The 17,147-nt window shown below is 39.0% G+C and carries 3 protein-coding genes; all 3 read left to right on the top strand.

The window, feature by feature from the left end; genetic code table 11:
* Positions 1–7 precede the first annotated feature (7 nt).
* Complete coding sequence (gene gmpC, locus BU038_RS03845; RefSeq protein ID WP_002480032.1) at positions 8–850, top strand: dipeptide ABC transporter glycylmethionine-binding lipoprotein; 843 nt, start codon at positions 8–10, stop codon at positions 848–850.
* A 186-nt stretch (positions 851–1,036) separates the two neighbouring features.
* On the top strand, positions 1,037–1,747 hold the full coding sequence (locus tag BU038_RS03840) for an alpha/beta hydrolase (protein WP_107604894.1): 711 nt from the start codon (positions 1,037–1,039) through the stop codon (positions 1,745–1,747).
* Between the two features lie 300 nt (positions 1,748–2,047).
* The gene (locus BU038_RS03835; protein ID WP_107604893.1) at positions 2,048–17,080 is read left to right on the top strand and encodes a Rib/alpha-like domain-containing protein; all 15,033 of its coding nucleotides are present in this window, start codon (positions 2,048–2,050) and stop codon (positions 17,078–17,080) included.
* The last annotated feature ends 67 nt before the right edge of the window (positions 17,081–17,147 follow it).

The following is a 17,147-nucleotide window of genomic DNA, read 5'->3' as shown; positions in this document are numbered from 1 at the left end:
TCATTGAATGAAGAAATTATTAGTATTAGCAATCGCATTTGTAGTGCTTTTAGCTGCATGCGGGAAGAAAGATGATAGTAAAACAGTTACAGTCGGCGTAGCATCTAACGAAACAAAAGTATGGGATAAAGTTGCAGAACTTGCGAAAAAAGATGGTATTACAGTGAAAGTTAAACAATTCTCTGATTACAACGTACCAAACAAGGCGCTAAACGATGGGGATATCGAAATGAACGCATTCCAACACTTTGCATTCTTAGATCAATATGAAAAAGCGAATAAAGGTACAAAAATCACACCGATTCGTACAACAGTATTTGCGCCATTAGGTATTTATTCTAAAAAGATTAAAGACATTAAAGACTTAAAAGACGGTGCGAAAGTTATCATTCCAAACGATGTTTCTAACCAAGCACGTGCATTAAAATTGTTAGAAAAAGCAGGTTACATCAAACTTTCTAAAGACTTCGGCTTAAAAGGCGGCATTAAAGATATTGAAGAAAACAAAAAGAACTTAGATATCAAAGCAGTAGATGCACAACAAACAGCACGTGCATTAGATGATGTAGATATCTCAGTTATTAACAATGGTGTGGCAACTAAAGCAGGTTTAGATGCGAAAAAAGACCCAATCTACTTAGAAAAAGATGATACAAAAGCATCACAACCATACATCAACATTATCGCAGTGAACTCTAAAGACAAAGACGATAAAACATTGAAAAAAGTTGCGGCGCTTTACCACTCTAAAGAAGCTCAAAAAGCTCTAAAAGAAGAAGTTAAAGATGGCGAAATCGTTGTTGATTTAAAACAAGATGAAATCAAAAAAATTCAAGACAGTTTAAAATAATAACATAGCTATCATTTAAATGGTCGGCAAATCTTCTAGGTTTGTCGGCTTATTTTATGTGCGATTAATTCAGAAATTAGAATTAATTGATACATAAGTATGGCCAATTCAGTGAAGTGTGGGTACTGACAAAAGGGGGTAAAGAGTTAGTGCTAGAAAATCACATTCACTTAGGAGTGATTATCAATGGAAGTATTATATTATGGAGACCATGAAGAACAACTAATTGATGTTTATGCATCAAATGATAAAAATGGAAAACATGCTGATAAATGGCTTGTGTTAGTTCATGGCGGTTATTGGCGCCAAAAATTTGATCGTTCATTAAATGATAAAATGAATGAAGTTTTAACAAACAAAGGCTATAACGTCGCAAATGTTGAATATCGTCGTGGGGAACATAAATGGCCTATACCAGAAGAAGATGTTAAAAAAGCAGTTCAAACATTTAGAAATTCTGAATTTGTAGGTGAAGGTGAATCATTAATTCTTATAGGACATTCCGTGGGTGGACAACTTGTATTAAATAATGAAGATGAAGCGGATAGAATTGTCGCATTATCACCTGTCACTGATGTGCCTTATACAAAAGCGAAAGAATTAGGACGAAACGCAGCAGAAGAATATTTTGGAGATGTGTCAGAAGATATATTATATGCGGCATCACCAATTTCACGTTTACCATTGAATACGAAAACACTAATCATTCAAGGCTTTGATGATAAACAAGTGGAAATTGACACAACGATAGATTATGTTTCAAAAAACACTCAAAACACGATAGATTTATACGCATTTTCAAGCTTGTCTCATATGGATAATATTGAACCTGAAGGTAGACATTTTGACCTCATGTTAGAGTGGATTGATCAAGAACAAGAAGATGAGGCAAATTAAATTGATTTAAGACAATTTTAAAAGTAGTACATGTTAGGAATGGAGAGATCCATTCCTTTTTTATGTGATGTTATTTATACTTCAAAATTCATAGGTAGACATTTTTTATAAAATAACATAAGGAAAACGAACCAAAATTTTTGTTACGTACAATTAGATAAGTGATATAATTAATTTGGTGCTATGTAGAATGATAAGAAGAATTCGAATCTGTAATTTTCAAAGAAAGCAAGAAGGGGTGAATTGGATTATTCTTGTTATTATTTTGCATGCCTAAATTAAAATTAAGGAGTGTCTAGGTTGAAAGATGAACACACATCTAAGAACAAAGCATCTTTCCAACCGGATAGAAAAAACAAATATTCTATTCGTAAATTCACTGTAGGTACTGCTTCTATTCTAGTAGGAGCTATCTTACTATTCGGGGTGAATACACAAGATGCGAAAGCAGCTGAAACATCAACCACATCTACAGTTAACGCAACAACACCAGACAAAGACACTAATGTTGAAGTGAATCATGCAGATGCAGTTGTTAATGAAACTGCAGTAACTACATCATCTGAAACAACAAAAACAGATGAAACAAAAGAAGTATTACAAACTGAGGTTGAAACAACACCAACAAATGAAAGTAAAGTTTCAACAGAAAAAGTAACTTCTGCTAATCAAGAAGTTGTAGCTCCAACAGTTGAAAAAGAAGCAGCTTCAACTCCGAAACCACAAGAAGTTTCGACAGAAAAAGCCTCAGTTGAAACAAACACAGCAGTTCAAAAAGTAGCTGAAACACCTAAAGTAGAAGTACCTCAATCTATTTTAGAAATTCAACAAGTTCAAGATTTGAATACAGCTGCTGAATTTTATGCGCAATCTTCAGGTGTTTCTATAGAAGAAGCGCAAACTTTGATTCAAGAATTGAATTTAGATAGTCAAGCAACACCAGAAGAAATTCAACAAGCTTTACTTTATCAATTATCTCATGAATATGAAACTTGGTATAAACCTGCTGTACGTGAAGATTTAACTACAGAAGCAGAACAAGTGGCAGATAATCCAGACTTTGTAAAGTATGCGGTAACACTTCCAATTGAACCAATAATTATTGATGCAGATGCGATTAAAAATGGTTATGTCCGTTCAGGTTCAGATGAATTGAGTAAAACTAACTTGATTTCCGGTCGTGCTTGGATGGCTGATCAAGGTATCCCATCTGTAGGTACGAATGGTTTAGCACCAGTACCTGTTAATACACCAGTATATTTACAATGGATGGATAAAGATGGATCAATCTCACCAATTTATCGTGCTTATACACATAATAGAAACCGTGATGATAGTGCTCAAGATGGTCCAGGTGCCTATGCCTTTGACTTAAGACAAGGTTGGACAGATGCGACAGGTAAACACCATGTATATAAAGCTTTTAAAGGACAAAAATATCGTTTTGCAATTCCAGATTTCACATTACCTAACGGCAACAGAGCAACAATGTTACGACAAGCTGGTGGTTTCTATCCAGGTGTGTTTGTAGACACATTTACTGATAACAATATGGGACAAACTCCAGTAGTAGGTAAAAACATAGGACGTACAGGTATCTTTATGGCTGAAGTGCCAGTCGGTAATTACATGACGAAACCTAAAAATCAATGGATTACAAGCGAAGGTAACCATAGTTTTCCAGAAATATTAGCTATTGATGGTTATAATGTCGTTCGCGGTAAAGTTTGGATAGAAAGTTCAGGTGGAGATAGAGCTAACTCAGCAACCGGTCCTAACTATAACCCGAACTTAGGAGATAGAGTTGCAGCGGGTTATAAAGTTGTATTAAGCTCATTAACTTCACAAGGCGCAGCAGCTTATAGAAATGAAGTACAACGTGTACCTGTACATGAACGTGCTGCAGCTGCGAAAAGATTATTAACTGAACATCCAGAATATATTTCAGCTACTGTTGTTTCAGTGGTTGATGGAAATGGGGTTTACGCAGCTAAATTCCCTAACGGTACTTTGGATGTGGATCATATTTATGGTTTTGTTTTAAACACTAAAGGTAAACTCGTCCAAACTTATTCAGGATTTACCTCACCAGAGTTTAGAAAAGCAAACCAAAACATATCTTTCGCACCAATTTCAGCACCTTATTCAGGGGTACAACAATGGGCGAATGTCAACTTCGCAGTAGTATTGAGTCCATCAGATACCATTGATCTTCACACTGTTCCGTATAATGCGACAAACAACCCAGCAGCACCAGGCAGTCGTGTTAATGTTAAATTGCCTAATGGTGATGTACCACCAATGCCTACACACATAGAATGGAGAGATCCTAGCGGACAAACAGTGCATAGAGGTCCGGACTTTACAACACCAAAACGAGGAGAACAAGTAAGCGGATTTACTATTCCTAAAGAAGCTCAGGAAGGTGATATTTATACTGCAGTACTTGTTTCTGGTGGTAACGATATCGCTGGTTCATCTGTAATTGTTCATATAACAGAAGCTAATAAATATCCACCAAAAGCACAAACAGTAACTAAAGAATTCGGACAACCAGCAACTGAAGAAGATGTTATGAGTCATGTCACATTCCCTAAATATCCGACTCATCTTAAAAAACCAACAATCACAATAGATCATCCTGACAAATTACCAGATGGAAATACGCCTGGTAAAGTTCTAGTACCTGTTACTGTTACGTATCCAGATGGTTCTGTTGCACACGTTAATGTACCGGTAGTCACAAAAGCACAACTTGATAAAGACAAATATACGCCAACTGCAGGTTCAATTGAAAAAGACTTCGGTCATAAAGCAACTGTTGATGAAATCAAAGGAAAAGTATCTGTACCGGACTTCCCAGCTGGTGGTAATCAACCAACTTATACAGTGGATGAAACAAAAATTCCAAATGGTCAAACACCAGGTACAGTGAATGTACCAGTGACTGTACACTATCCTGATAATTCTACAGAAGTGATTGAAGTACCAGTTACCACAAAAGCACAACCTGATAACGATAAATATCAACCGACAACAGAAGCAATTCATAAACCATTTGGACAAAAAACGGATGAAAACGAAGTGAAATCAAAAGTCTCAGTTCCTAATTTCCCAGGAAATGTGGATCAACCGACTTATGCAGTGGATACTTCAAAAATTCCAGATGGTCAAATACCAGGTACGGTAAATGTACCTGTTACAGTGACATATCCAGATGGTACAAGTGAAGTTGTTAACGTGCCTGTTATTACAGGACCAAAAGATTCAGATACGTACCAACCAACAACAGGAGAAATCACTAAACCATATGGTCAAGCAACAACTGAACAAGAAGTGAAAGCCAAAGTCACAGTACCAAACTTCCCAGCAGAAAAAGGCACACTGACAATTACAGTTGATACAAGCAAGTTACCAAATGGTCAAACAAGCGGTGAGTTCCAAGTTCCCGTTACAGTGACTTATCCAGACAAAACAACGGACACAGTGAATGTCAAAGTGACAGTAGGAGTTCAACCTGATAACGATAAATATCAACCAACAGCGGGAGAAATCACAAAACCTTATGGAACTCCGACTACTGAAGAAGAAGTCCAAGGTAAAGTAAGTGTTCCTGACTTCCCTAAAACAGGTGAACAACCAGTAATTACTGTAGATACAAACAACTTACCAAATGGTCAAACAAGCGGTGAGTTCCAAGTTCCCGTTACAGTGACTTATCCAGACAAAACAACGGACACAGTGAATGTCAAAGTGACAGTAGGAGTTCAACCTGATAACGATAAATATCAACCAACAGCGGGAGAAATCACAAAACCTTATGGAACTCCGACTACTGAAGAAGAAGTCCAAGGTAAAGTAAGTGTTCCTGACTTCCCTAAAACAGGTGAACAACCAGTAATTACTGTAGATACAAACAACTTACCAAACGGCCAAACAAGTGGCGTATTCCAAGTGCCTGTCACAGTCACATATCCAGATAAAACAACAGATACAGTGAATGTGAAAGTCACAGTCGGACCGAAAGACTCAGATACGTACCAACCAACAACAGGTTCAATTACGAAACCATTTGGTCAAGGCACAACCGAACAAGAGATTAAAGCCAAAGTCACAGTACCAAACTTCCCAGTGGAAAAAGGCACACCAACAATCACAGTTGATAATCCAGGCCAAATTCCAAACGGCCAAACACCAGGAACAGTAGATGTCCCTGTAACCGTAACGTATCCAGATGGTACAAAAGATCATGTGACAGTTCCGGTGACTATAGGAGAACAACCACAAAAAGATAAATATGAACCGGCAACAGGAGAAATCACAAAACCTTATGGAACTCCGACTACTGAAGAAGAAGTCAAAGGCAAAGTAAGTGTTCCAGATTTCCCTAAAGAAGGCACTCAACCTGTAATCACAGTAGATACAAGTAAATTACCAAATGGCCAAACACCAGGAACAGTGGATGTCCCAGTAACCGTGACATATCCAGATGGCACAAAAGACAATGTAAAAGTTCCGGTAACTGTAGGAGAACAACCACAAAAAGATAAATACGAACCAACAGTGGGAGAAATCACAAAACCTTATGGAACTCCGACTACTGAAGAAGAAGTCAAAGGCAAAGTAAGTGTTCCAGATTTTCCTAAAGAAAAAGGAACACCAACAGTCACAGTCGATAATCCAGCCCAAATTCCAAATGGCCAAACACCAGGAACAGTGGATGTCTCAGTAACCGTGACATATCCAGATGGCACAAAAGACAATGTGAAAGTTCCAGTGACTGTAGGAGAACAACCACAAAAAGATAAATACGAACCAACAGTGGGAGAAATCACAAAACCTTATGGAACTCCGACTACTGAAGAAGAAGTCAAAGGCAAAGTAAGTGTTCCAGATTTTCCTGAAGAAAAAGGAACACCAACAGTCACAGTTGATAACCCAGCCCAAATTCCAAATGGGCAAACACCAGGAACAGTAGAAGTCCCTGTAACCGTGACGTATCCAGATGGTACAAAAGATCATGTGACAGTTCCGGTAACTGTAGGAGAACAACCACAAAAAGATAAATACGAACCAACAGTGGGAGAAATCACAAAATCTTACGGAACACCAACAACTGCGGAAGAAGTTCAAGGCAAAGTAAGCGTTCCTGACTTCCCTAAAGAAAAAGGCACACCTGTAGTAACAATAGCTGATCCAACAAAATTACCAAATGGTCAAACTAGTGGTGTATTCCAAGTTCCTGTCACAGTCACATACCCAGATAAAACAACAGACACAGTGAATGTGAAAGTCACAGTCGGACCAAAAGATTCGGATACGTACCAACCAACAACAGGAGAAATTACTAAACATTTCGGTGAAAAAGCAACACCGGATGAAGTGAAATCAAAAGTAACTGTTCCGGGATATCCAGAAAATGGCCAACCATATACAGTGTCAGTAGATGAATCGAAAATTCCAGATGGTCAAACACCAGGAGAGGTAGAAGTTCCGGTTACAGTCACATATCCGGACAAAACAACAGATGTTGTAAACGTGAAAGTGACAACTGGACCGAAAGACTCAGATACGTATGAGCCAACAACACAACCAATCACAAAACCATATGGTACACCGACTACAGCGGAAGAAGTCAAAGGTAAAGTAAGTATTCCAAACTTCCCTAAAGAAGGGGACCAACCAGTTATTACTGTAGATACAAACAACTTACCAAACGGCAAAACAAGCGGAAAATTTGAAGTGCCGGTAACAGTAACTTATCCAGATAAAACAACAGATACAGTGATTGTGAAAGTAACAGTAGGTCCGAAAGATTCAGACACTTATGAACCAACAGTTCAATCAATTAAAAAACCATACGGTCAAAATACAACAGAACAAGAAGTCAAAGATAAAGTTACAGTTCCAAACTTCCCAGTGGAAAAAGGAACACCGACAATCACAGTCGATAATCCAGCACAAATTCCAAACGGCCAAACACCAGGAACAGTAGAAGTCCCTGTGACAGTGACATATCCAGATGGCACAAAAGACCATGTGAAAGTTCCGGTAACAGTAGGGGAACAGCCACAAAAAGATAAATATGAACCGACTGCAGGAGAAATCACAAAACCATATGGTACACCGACTACTGAAGATGAAGTCAAAGGAAAAGTGAGTGTTCCGAACTTCCCTAAAGAAGGTGTTCAACCAGTTATTAGTGTTGACACAACGAAAGTACCTAATGGTAAAACGAGTGGAGAATTTGAAGTACCAGTTACAGTAACTTATCCAGACAAAACAACAGACACAGTTAATGTGAAAGTCACTGTTGGACCGAAAGACTCAGACACTTACGAACCAAAATTTGAAAATATCACAAAACCATTTGGTCAAAATACAACAGAACAAGAAGTAAAAGATAAAGTCACAGTACCAGATTTCCCAACGGATAAAGGTACACCAGTGGTAACGGTGGATGATCCAACTAAGATTCCGAACGGTCAAACACCTGGCGTATTTGATGTTCCTGTAACAGTCACTTACCCAGACAAAACAACAGATAAAGTCACAGTTAAAGTAACAGTCGGTGAACAACCGGATAATGTAAAATATGATCCTAAAGCAGGAGAGATTAACAAACACTTTGGTGAAAAAGCAACACCGGATGAAGTGAAATCAAAAGTAACTGTTCCAGGTTACCCAGAAAATGGTCAACCATATACAGTAACGGTAGATGAAACGAAAATTCCTGATGGCCAAACACCAGGAGAAGCAGAAGTTCCAGTCACAGTGACATATCCGGACAAAACAACGGATGTTATCAATGTAAAAGTGACAACAGGACCAAAAGATTCAAATGTTTATGAACCAACTACAGGAGAGATTAACAAACCATATGGTACACCTACAACTGAAGACGAAGTCAAAGGTAAAGTAAGTGTTCCGAACTTCCCTGAAGAAGGCACTCAACCAGTTATTACTGTGGACACAAGTAAAGTACCAGATGGTCAAACAAGTGGAGAATTTGAAGTTCCAGTTACAGTAACATATCCAGATAAATCAACAGATGTTGTGAAAGTTAAAGTAACAGTTGGACCGAAAGATTCAGTTACGTATGAGCCAACAACACAACCAATAGTAAAACCTTTTGGTACACCAACTTCAGAAGATGAGGTTAAAGGAAATGTTACAATTCCTAACTTCCCTAAAGAAGGTACTCAACCAGTTATTACTATCGATGACGAAACAAAAGTACCAAATGGTCAAACACCTGGCGTATTTGATGTTCCTGTAACAGTTACTTACCCAGATAAAACAACAGATAAAGTCACAGTTAAAGTTACTGTAGGCGAACAACCGGATAACGTGAAATACGATCCTAAAGCCGGAGAAATCATTAAACATTTCGGCGATAAAGCAATACCAGATGAAGTGAAATCAAAAGTGACTGTTCCAGGTTACCCAGAAAATGGTCAACCATATACAGTGACAGTAGATGAAACAAAAATTCCAGATGGTCAAACGCCAGGAGAAGTAGAAGTTCCAGTCACAGTGACATATCCAGACAACACAACAGATATTGTCAATGTAAAAGTTACAACTGGACCGAAAGATTCAGATACGTATGAGCCAACAACTCAACCAATCACAAAACCATACGGTCAAGGCACAACAGAACAAGAAGTTAAAGACAAAGTAACAGTACCAAACTTCCCAACAGATAAAGGAACACCGGTAGTAACAGTTGACGATCCAACGAAATTACCTGATGGAAATACTCATGGCGTATTTGATGTTCCAGTTACGGTTACTTATCCGGACAAAACAACAGACAAAGTAACAGTTAAAGTCACTGTAGGCGATCAACCTCAAAAAGATATATATGAACCAACAGCGGAAGAAATCACAAAACCATATGGTAGCGCGACTACTGAAGACGAAGTCAAAGGTAAAGTGAGTGTTCCGGACTTCCCTAAAGAAGGTGACCAACCAGTTATTACGGTTGACACAACTAAAATACCTGACGGTCAAACACCAGGTGAATTCGAAGTTCCAGTGACAGTTACTTATCCAGACAACACAACAGATACAGTGAATGTGAAAGTAACAGTAGGTCCGAAAGATTCAGACACTTATGAACCGGTAACACAACCAATCACAAAACCATACGGTCAAGGCACAACAGAACAAGAAGTGAAAGATAAAGTTACAGTACCGAACTTCCCAAATGATAAAGGCACACCAGTGGTAACAGTGGATGACCCAACTAAATTACCTGATGGAAATACACATGGCACATTTGATGTTCCAGTTACGGTTACTTATCCAGACAAAACAATAGACAAAGTAACAGTTAAAGTCACTGTAGGCGATCAACCTCAAAAAGATATATATGAACCAACAGCGGGAGAAATCGTAAAACCATACGGAACTCCAACTACTGAAGACGAAGTCAAAGGTAAAGTGAGTGTTCCGAACTTCCCTAAAGAAGGCGATCAACCTGTAATCATAGTGGATACAACAAAAGTACCTGACGGTCAAACACCAGGTGAATTCGAAGTTCCAGTGACAGTTACTTATCCAGATAAAACAACAGACACTGTTAATGTGAAAGTCACTATTGGACAAAAAGATTCAGACATTTATGAACCAACAGTTCAACCAATCACAAAACCATTTGGTCAAGGCACAACAGAACAAGAAGTGAAAGATAAAGTTACAGTACCAAACTTCCCAGCGGATAAAGGTACACCAGTAGTAACAGTAGATGACCCAACTAAGGTTCCGAACGGTCAAACACCGGGTGAATTCGATGTTCCGGTGACAGTAACATATCCAGATGGCACTAAAGATCACGTAACAGTCAAAGTTACAGTGACTCCGCAACCGCAAAATGATAAATATGAACCGACTGCGGGAGAAATCACAAAACCATACGGAACTCCAACTACAGCGGGTGAAGTCAAAGGCAAAGTAAGCGTTCCAGACTTCCCTAAAGAAGGTGACCAACCAGTTATTACGGTTGACACAACGAAAGTACCTGACGGTAAAACAAGTGGCGAGTTCGAAGTTCCAGTGACAGTCACTTATCCGGACAAAACAACGGATACAGTAATTGTAAAAGTTACTGTTGGACCAAAAGATTCAGACACTTATGAACCTAAATTTGAAAACATTACAAAACCATTTGGTCAAGGAACAACAGAACAAGAAGTAAAAGATAAAGTTACAGTTCCTAACTTCCCAGCGGATAAAGGCACACCAGTAGTAACAGTGGATGAACCAACTAAATTGCCTGATGGAAATACTCATGGGGTATTTGATGTTCCAGTGACAGTAACATATCCAGATGGTACAAAAGATCACGTGGTAGTTAAAGTGACTGTAGGTGACCAACCAGAAAACGTAAAATACGATCCTAAAGCAGGAGAAGTAACTAAACATTACGGTGAAACAACAACACCTGATGAAGTGAAAGAAAAAGTTACTGTCCCAGGATATCCAGAAAACGGTCAACCATTCACAGTGACAGTAGATGAAACAAAAATTCCAGATGGCAAAACAAGTGGAGAATTTGAAGTGCCGGTGACAGTTACTTATCCAGATAAAACAACCGATGTTGTGAATGTGAAAGTAACAGTAGGTCCGAAAGATTCAGACACTTATGAACCAACAGTTCAACCAATCACAAAACCATTTGGGCAAGGAACAACTGAACAAGAGGTTAAAGACAAAGTGACAGTGCCGAACTTCCCAGCGGATAAAGGCACACCAGTAGTAACAGTGGATGACCCAGCCCAAATTCCTAATGGTCAAACACCAGGAACAGTGGATGTCCCTGTAACAGTGACTTATCCAGATGGTACGAAAGATCACGTGATTGTTAAAGTTACAGTGACTCCGCAACCGCAAAATAAAAAATACGAACCGACTGCAGGAGAAATCATAAAACCATACGGAACTCCGACTACTGAAGATGAAATCAAAGGTAAAGTAAGCGTTCCGGATTTCCCTGAAGAAGGAGATCAACCAGTTATTACGGTTGACACAACGAAAGTACCTGATGGTAAAACAAGCGGCGAGTTCGAAGTTCCAGTAACCGTCACTTACCCAGACAAAACAACGGATACAGTAAATGTGAAAGTAACAGTAGGACCGAAAGACTCAGACACTTACGAACCAATAACTCAACCGATTGAAAAACCATTTGGTCAAGGAACAACTGAAGAAGAAGTGAAGGATAAAGTCACAGTTCCTAACTTCCCAGCGGATAAAGGCACACCGGTAGTCACAGTGGATGATCTAACTAAGGTTCCGAACGGTCAAACACCGGGTGAATTGGATGTCCCAGTGACAGTCACTTATCCAGATGGCACAAAAGACCATGTAACAGTCAAAGTTACAGTGACTCCACAACCGCAAAATGCTAAATATGAACCGACTGCGGGAGAAATCGTAAAACCATATGGTAGTGCGACTACTGAAGACGAAGTCAAAGGAAAAGTAAGTATTCCAGACTTCCCTAAAGAAGGCGACCAACCGGTTATTACTGTAGATACAACTAAAGTACCTGACGGTAAAACAAGCGGCGAGTTCGAAGTTCCAGTGGCAGTCACTTATCCAGACGGTACGAAAGATCACGTAACAGTTAAAGTTACAGTGACTCCACAACCGCAAAATGATAAATACGAACCGATTGCAGGAGAAGTCGTAAAACCATACGGTACACCGACTACCGAAGACGAAGTCAAAGGAAAAGTAAGTATTCCAGACTTCCCTAAAGAAGGCAATCAACCTGTAATCACAGTGGATACAACGAAAGCGCCTGACGGTAAAACAAGTGGTGAGTTCGAAGTTCCAGTGACAGTCACTTATCCAGACAAAACAACTGATGTTGTGAATGTGAAAGTAACAGTAGGTCCGAAAGATTCAGACACTTATGAACCGGTAACACAACCAATCACAAAACCATTTGGTCAAGGAACAACTGAACAAGAGGTTAAAGACAAAGTCACAGTCCCTAACTTCCCTGCTGACAAAGGTACCCCAACAGTCACAGTGGATGATTCTGCTCAAGTTCCAGATGGACAAACACCAGGAACATTCGAAGTTCCAGTGACAGTGACATATCCAGATGGCACAAAAGATCATATGGTAGTGAAAGTAACAGTAGAACCGAAAGAATCAGACACTTACGAACCAACAGTGAAACCGATTGAAAAACCATTTGGTCAAGGAACAACAGAACAAGAAGTTAAAGATAAAGTCACAGTCCCTAATTTCCCAGCGGACAAAGGCACACCAGTAGTAACAGTGGATGATCCAACTAAGGTTCCGAACGGTCAAACACCAGGAACATTCGAAGTTCCAGTAACCGTCACTTATCCAGATGGTACGAAAGACCACGTAATAGTCAAAGTTACAGTGACTCCGCAACCACAAAATGATAAATACGAACCGATTGCAGGAGAAATCACAAAACCATATGGAACTCCAACTACTGAAGACGAAATCAAAGGTAAAGTAAGCGTTCCAGACTTCCCTAAAGACGGCGACCAACCAGTTATTAGTGTAGATACAACGAAAGTACCTGACGGTAAAACGAGTGGTGAGTTCGAAGTTCCAGTTACAGTCACTTACCCAGATAAAACAACTGATACAATAACTGTGAAAGTTACAGTAGAACCAAAAGATTCAGATGTATATGAACCAGTAGTGGAAGAAATCACAAAATCTTATGGCACACCGACTACTGAAGACGAAGTCAAAGGAAAAGTAAGTATTCCAGACTTCCCTAAAGACGGCGACCAACCTGTAATCACAGTGGATACAACGAAAGTACCTGACGGTAAAACAAGCGGTGAGTTTGAAGTTCCAGTGACAGTGACATATCCAGATGGCACAAAAGACCATGTGGTAGTGAAAGTAACAGTAAATCCGAAAGACTCAGACACTTACGAACCAATAGTGAAACCGATTGAGAAACCATTCGGTCAAGGTACTACAGAACAAGAAGTTAAAGATAAAGTTACAGTACCGAACTACCCAGCGGATAAAGGCACACCGGTAGTAACAGTGGATGACCCAACTAAAGTTCCGAACGGTCAAACACCGGGTACATTCGAAATTCCAGTAACAGTCACTTATCCAGACGGTACGAAAGATCACACAACAGTCAAAGTTACAGTAGAACCAAAAGATTCAGATGTATATGAACCGGTAGTGGAAGAAATCACAAAACCATATGGCACACCAACTACTTCAGAAGAAGTTATTGGTAAAGTAACTGTTCCAAACTTCCCAACAGATGGTGGTAAAGTTGTAGTTACAATTGATGACCCAACGAAAGTACCTAATGGAAGCACATCAGGGGTCTTTGAAGTACCAGTAACGGTTACTTATCCAGACGGTACAAAAGATCATGTAACAGTTAAAGTTGTTGTAACACCACAACCGGAAAATGATAAATATGAACCAGTATCAAAAGATATTGAAAAACCATATAATCAACCAACAACAGAAAGCGAAATTGTTAATCAAGTAACTGTACCTGGTTACCCAACAGAAGGTAACCAACCAAAAGTTACCGTAGACAACCCAACGCTAATTCCTGATGGCAAAGTTCCGGGTGAATATGAAGTACCAGTTACAGTGACATATCCAGACGGTACAAAAGATCATGTATCTGTGAAAGTAGTCGTTGGTCCGAAAGATTCGGATGTCTTTGAACCAGTTGCTGGAAAAGTAGAAAAACCATATGGTGCACCAACTACAATTGATGATGTTGTTTCAAAAGTAACTGTACCTGGTTACCCAACAGAAGGTAACCAACCAAAAGTTACCGTAGATAATCCAACGTTAATCCCAGATGGTAAAACTCCGGGTGAATATGAAGTACCAGTAACAGTGACTTATCCAGATGGCACAAAAGATCATGTATCTGTGAAAGTAGTCATTGGTCCGAAAGATTCAGATGTCTTTGAACCAGTTGCTGGAAAAGTAGAAAAACCATATGGTACACCAACTACAATTGATGATGTTGTTTCAAAAGTAACTGTACCTGGTTATTCTAAAGTGGATAATCCTTATAAAGTTACCGTAGACAACCCATCTGTATTACCTAATGGAAACACACCAGGTGTATACGATGTTCCGGTTACAGTCACATACCCAGATGGTTCGATAGACCATGTAACAGTTAAAGTTACGGTTAATCCACAACCAGAAAATGATAAATATGAACCAGTATCAAAAGATATTGAAAAACCATATAATCAACCAACAACAGAAAGCGAAATTGTTAATCAAGTAACTGTACCTGGTTATCCAACAGAAGGTAACCAACCAAAAGTTACCGTAGATAACCCAACGCTAATTCCTGATGGCAAAGTTCCGGGTGAATATGAAGTACCAGTCACAGTGACATATCCAGATGGCACAAAAGACCATGTAACAGTTAAAGTTACGGTTAATCCACAACCGGAAAATGATAAATATGAACCAGTATCAAAAGATATTGAAAAACCATATAACCAACCAACAACAGAAAGTGAAATTGTTAATCAAGTAACTGTACCAGGTTATCCAACAGAAGGTAACCAACCAAAAATTACCGTAGATAACCCAACGCTAATTCCTGATGGCAAAGTTCCGGGTGAATATGAAGTACCAGTCACAGTCACTTATCCAGACGGTACAAAAGATCATGTATCTGTGAAAGTAGTCGTTGGTCCGAAAGATTCAGATGTCTTTGAACCAGTTGCTGGAAAAGTGGAAAAACCATATGGTACACCAACTACAATTGATGATGTTGTTTCAAGAGTAACTGTACCAGGCTATTCTAAAGTGGATAATCCTTATAAAGTTACCGTAGATGACCCATCTGTATTACCTAATGGTCAAACACCAGGTGTATATGATGTTCCGGTTACAGTCACATATCCGGATGGTTCAACTGACCATATTATTGTGAAAGTTGTTGTTGGTCCGAAAGATTCAGATGTATATGAACCAACAGCTGAACCAATTGAAAAACCATATGGCAGTCATACAACGATTGATGAAATTGTAGGTAAAGTAACTGTTCCAGGTTACCCTGATACTGAAAAACCATATAAAGTGACAGTGGATGATCCATCATTAATCCCAAGCGGTTCAATTCCAGGCAACTATGATGTACCTGTTACAGTCACTTATCCTGATGGCACAAAAGATTATATTAATGTGACAATTACTGTTCATCCACAACCAGATGCTGATGTATATAATCCTGGTTATAACGATGTCCAAGTGAACCCTGGAGTATCAATTGAAATTCCTCAAGTGAAAGATGATGTTCCAACTGGCACACACTTTGAAATTCCGAACGAATCAGGAGTGGATAAAGATTGGACAGTCACAGTAAATCCTGATACTGGTAAAATTACAGTGACAGTACCAGAAAATGCTACTGAAGGAGATGTTGTGACAGTTACAGTTAAAGTAACATATCCAGATGGTTCAACAGAAAATGTTACTGTTGATGTCACAGTCCATGATTCAATTGCACCAGAAGCACCAGTCGTGAACCCTATTGAAGCAGGTGATAGAACTGTCACAGGTACTGGCAATGAACCAGGTACAACTGTAACAGTGACATTCCCAGACGAATCTACCGTAACAACTAAAGTAGATAAAGATGGTAATTGGAAAGTAGATGTTCCAACAAATGTAACATTGAAAGATGGAGACACTGTAAAAGCAGTTATTACTGATGAAGCAGGAAATGTTTCAAAAGAAACAGTAACATCAGTCAAAGATACAGTTGCTCCAGAAGCACCAGTTGTGAATGGTATTCATACTGGAGACAAAGTAGTTACAGGTACTGCTGAACCAGGTACAACTGTTAATGTAACGTTCCCTGATGGCACAACAGTTACAGTTAAAGTTGGACAAGATGGTACATGGTCAGTGGATGTTCCTTCTAATGTAACGTTGAAAGATGGAGATAAAGTAACTGCAGTCGCTATTGACGAAGCAGGCAATGTTTCTAAAACATCTACTGCAATTGTTGTAGGCGACAAAGAAGTTGCACCTGTTCCGAATAAAGAAAAAATTAAAACACCAAAATCTGATGTAAATGTAACAAGTACTATTAATACAAACCATAAAGCTTCTAACGTTGAAGTATCAAAAGTGAAAGATAAACCTTCAAATAAAACAGCTGAAAAAGCAAAATCAACAGCTAAAGCTTTACCAGATACAGGTAAAGAAACTACAAATAGTGGTTTATTATTTGGCGGATTATTCGCAGCCCTTGGCTCAATCTTGTTATTCAGAAGACGTCGTCATCACGATGAAAACAAATAAAACTAAATCATAAGTAGTTTTTAGACCGTACACTTTATTGGGTGCGGTCTTTTTTATACATATAGGG

The organism is Staphylococcus simulans (assembly GCF_003043455.1).
Lineage (GTDB): Bacteria > Bacillota > Bacilli > Staphylococcales > Staphylococcaceae > Staphylococcus > Staphylococcus simulans_A.
The sequence above is the reverse complement of the archived record's forward strand: the minus strand, read 5'-3'. Positions and strand labels throughout refer to the sequence as shown.

Bases quoted from the DNA above. Each gene is read 5' to 3' on its own strand.
- gmpC (WP_002480032.1), top strand. From the start codon at position 8: ATGAAGAAATTATTAGTATTAGCAATCGCATTTGTAGTGCTTTTAGCT.
- BU038_RS03840 (WP_107604894.1), top strand. From the start codon at position 1,037: ATGGAAGTATTATATTATGGAGACCATGAAGAACAACTAATTGATGTT.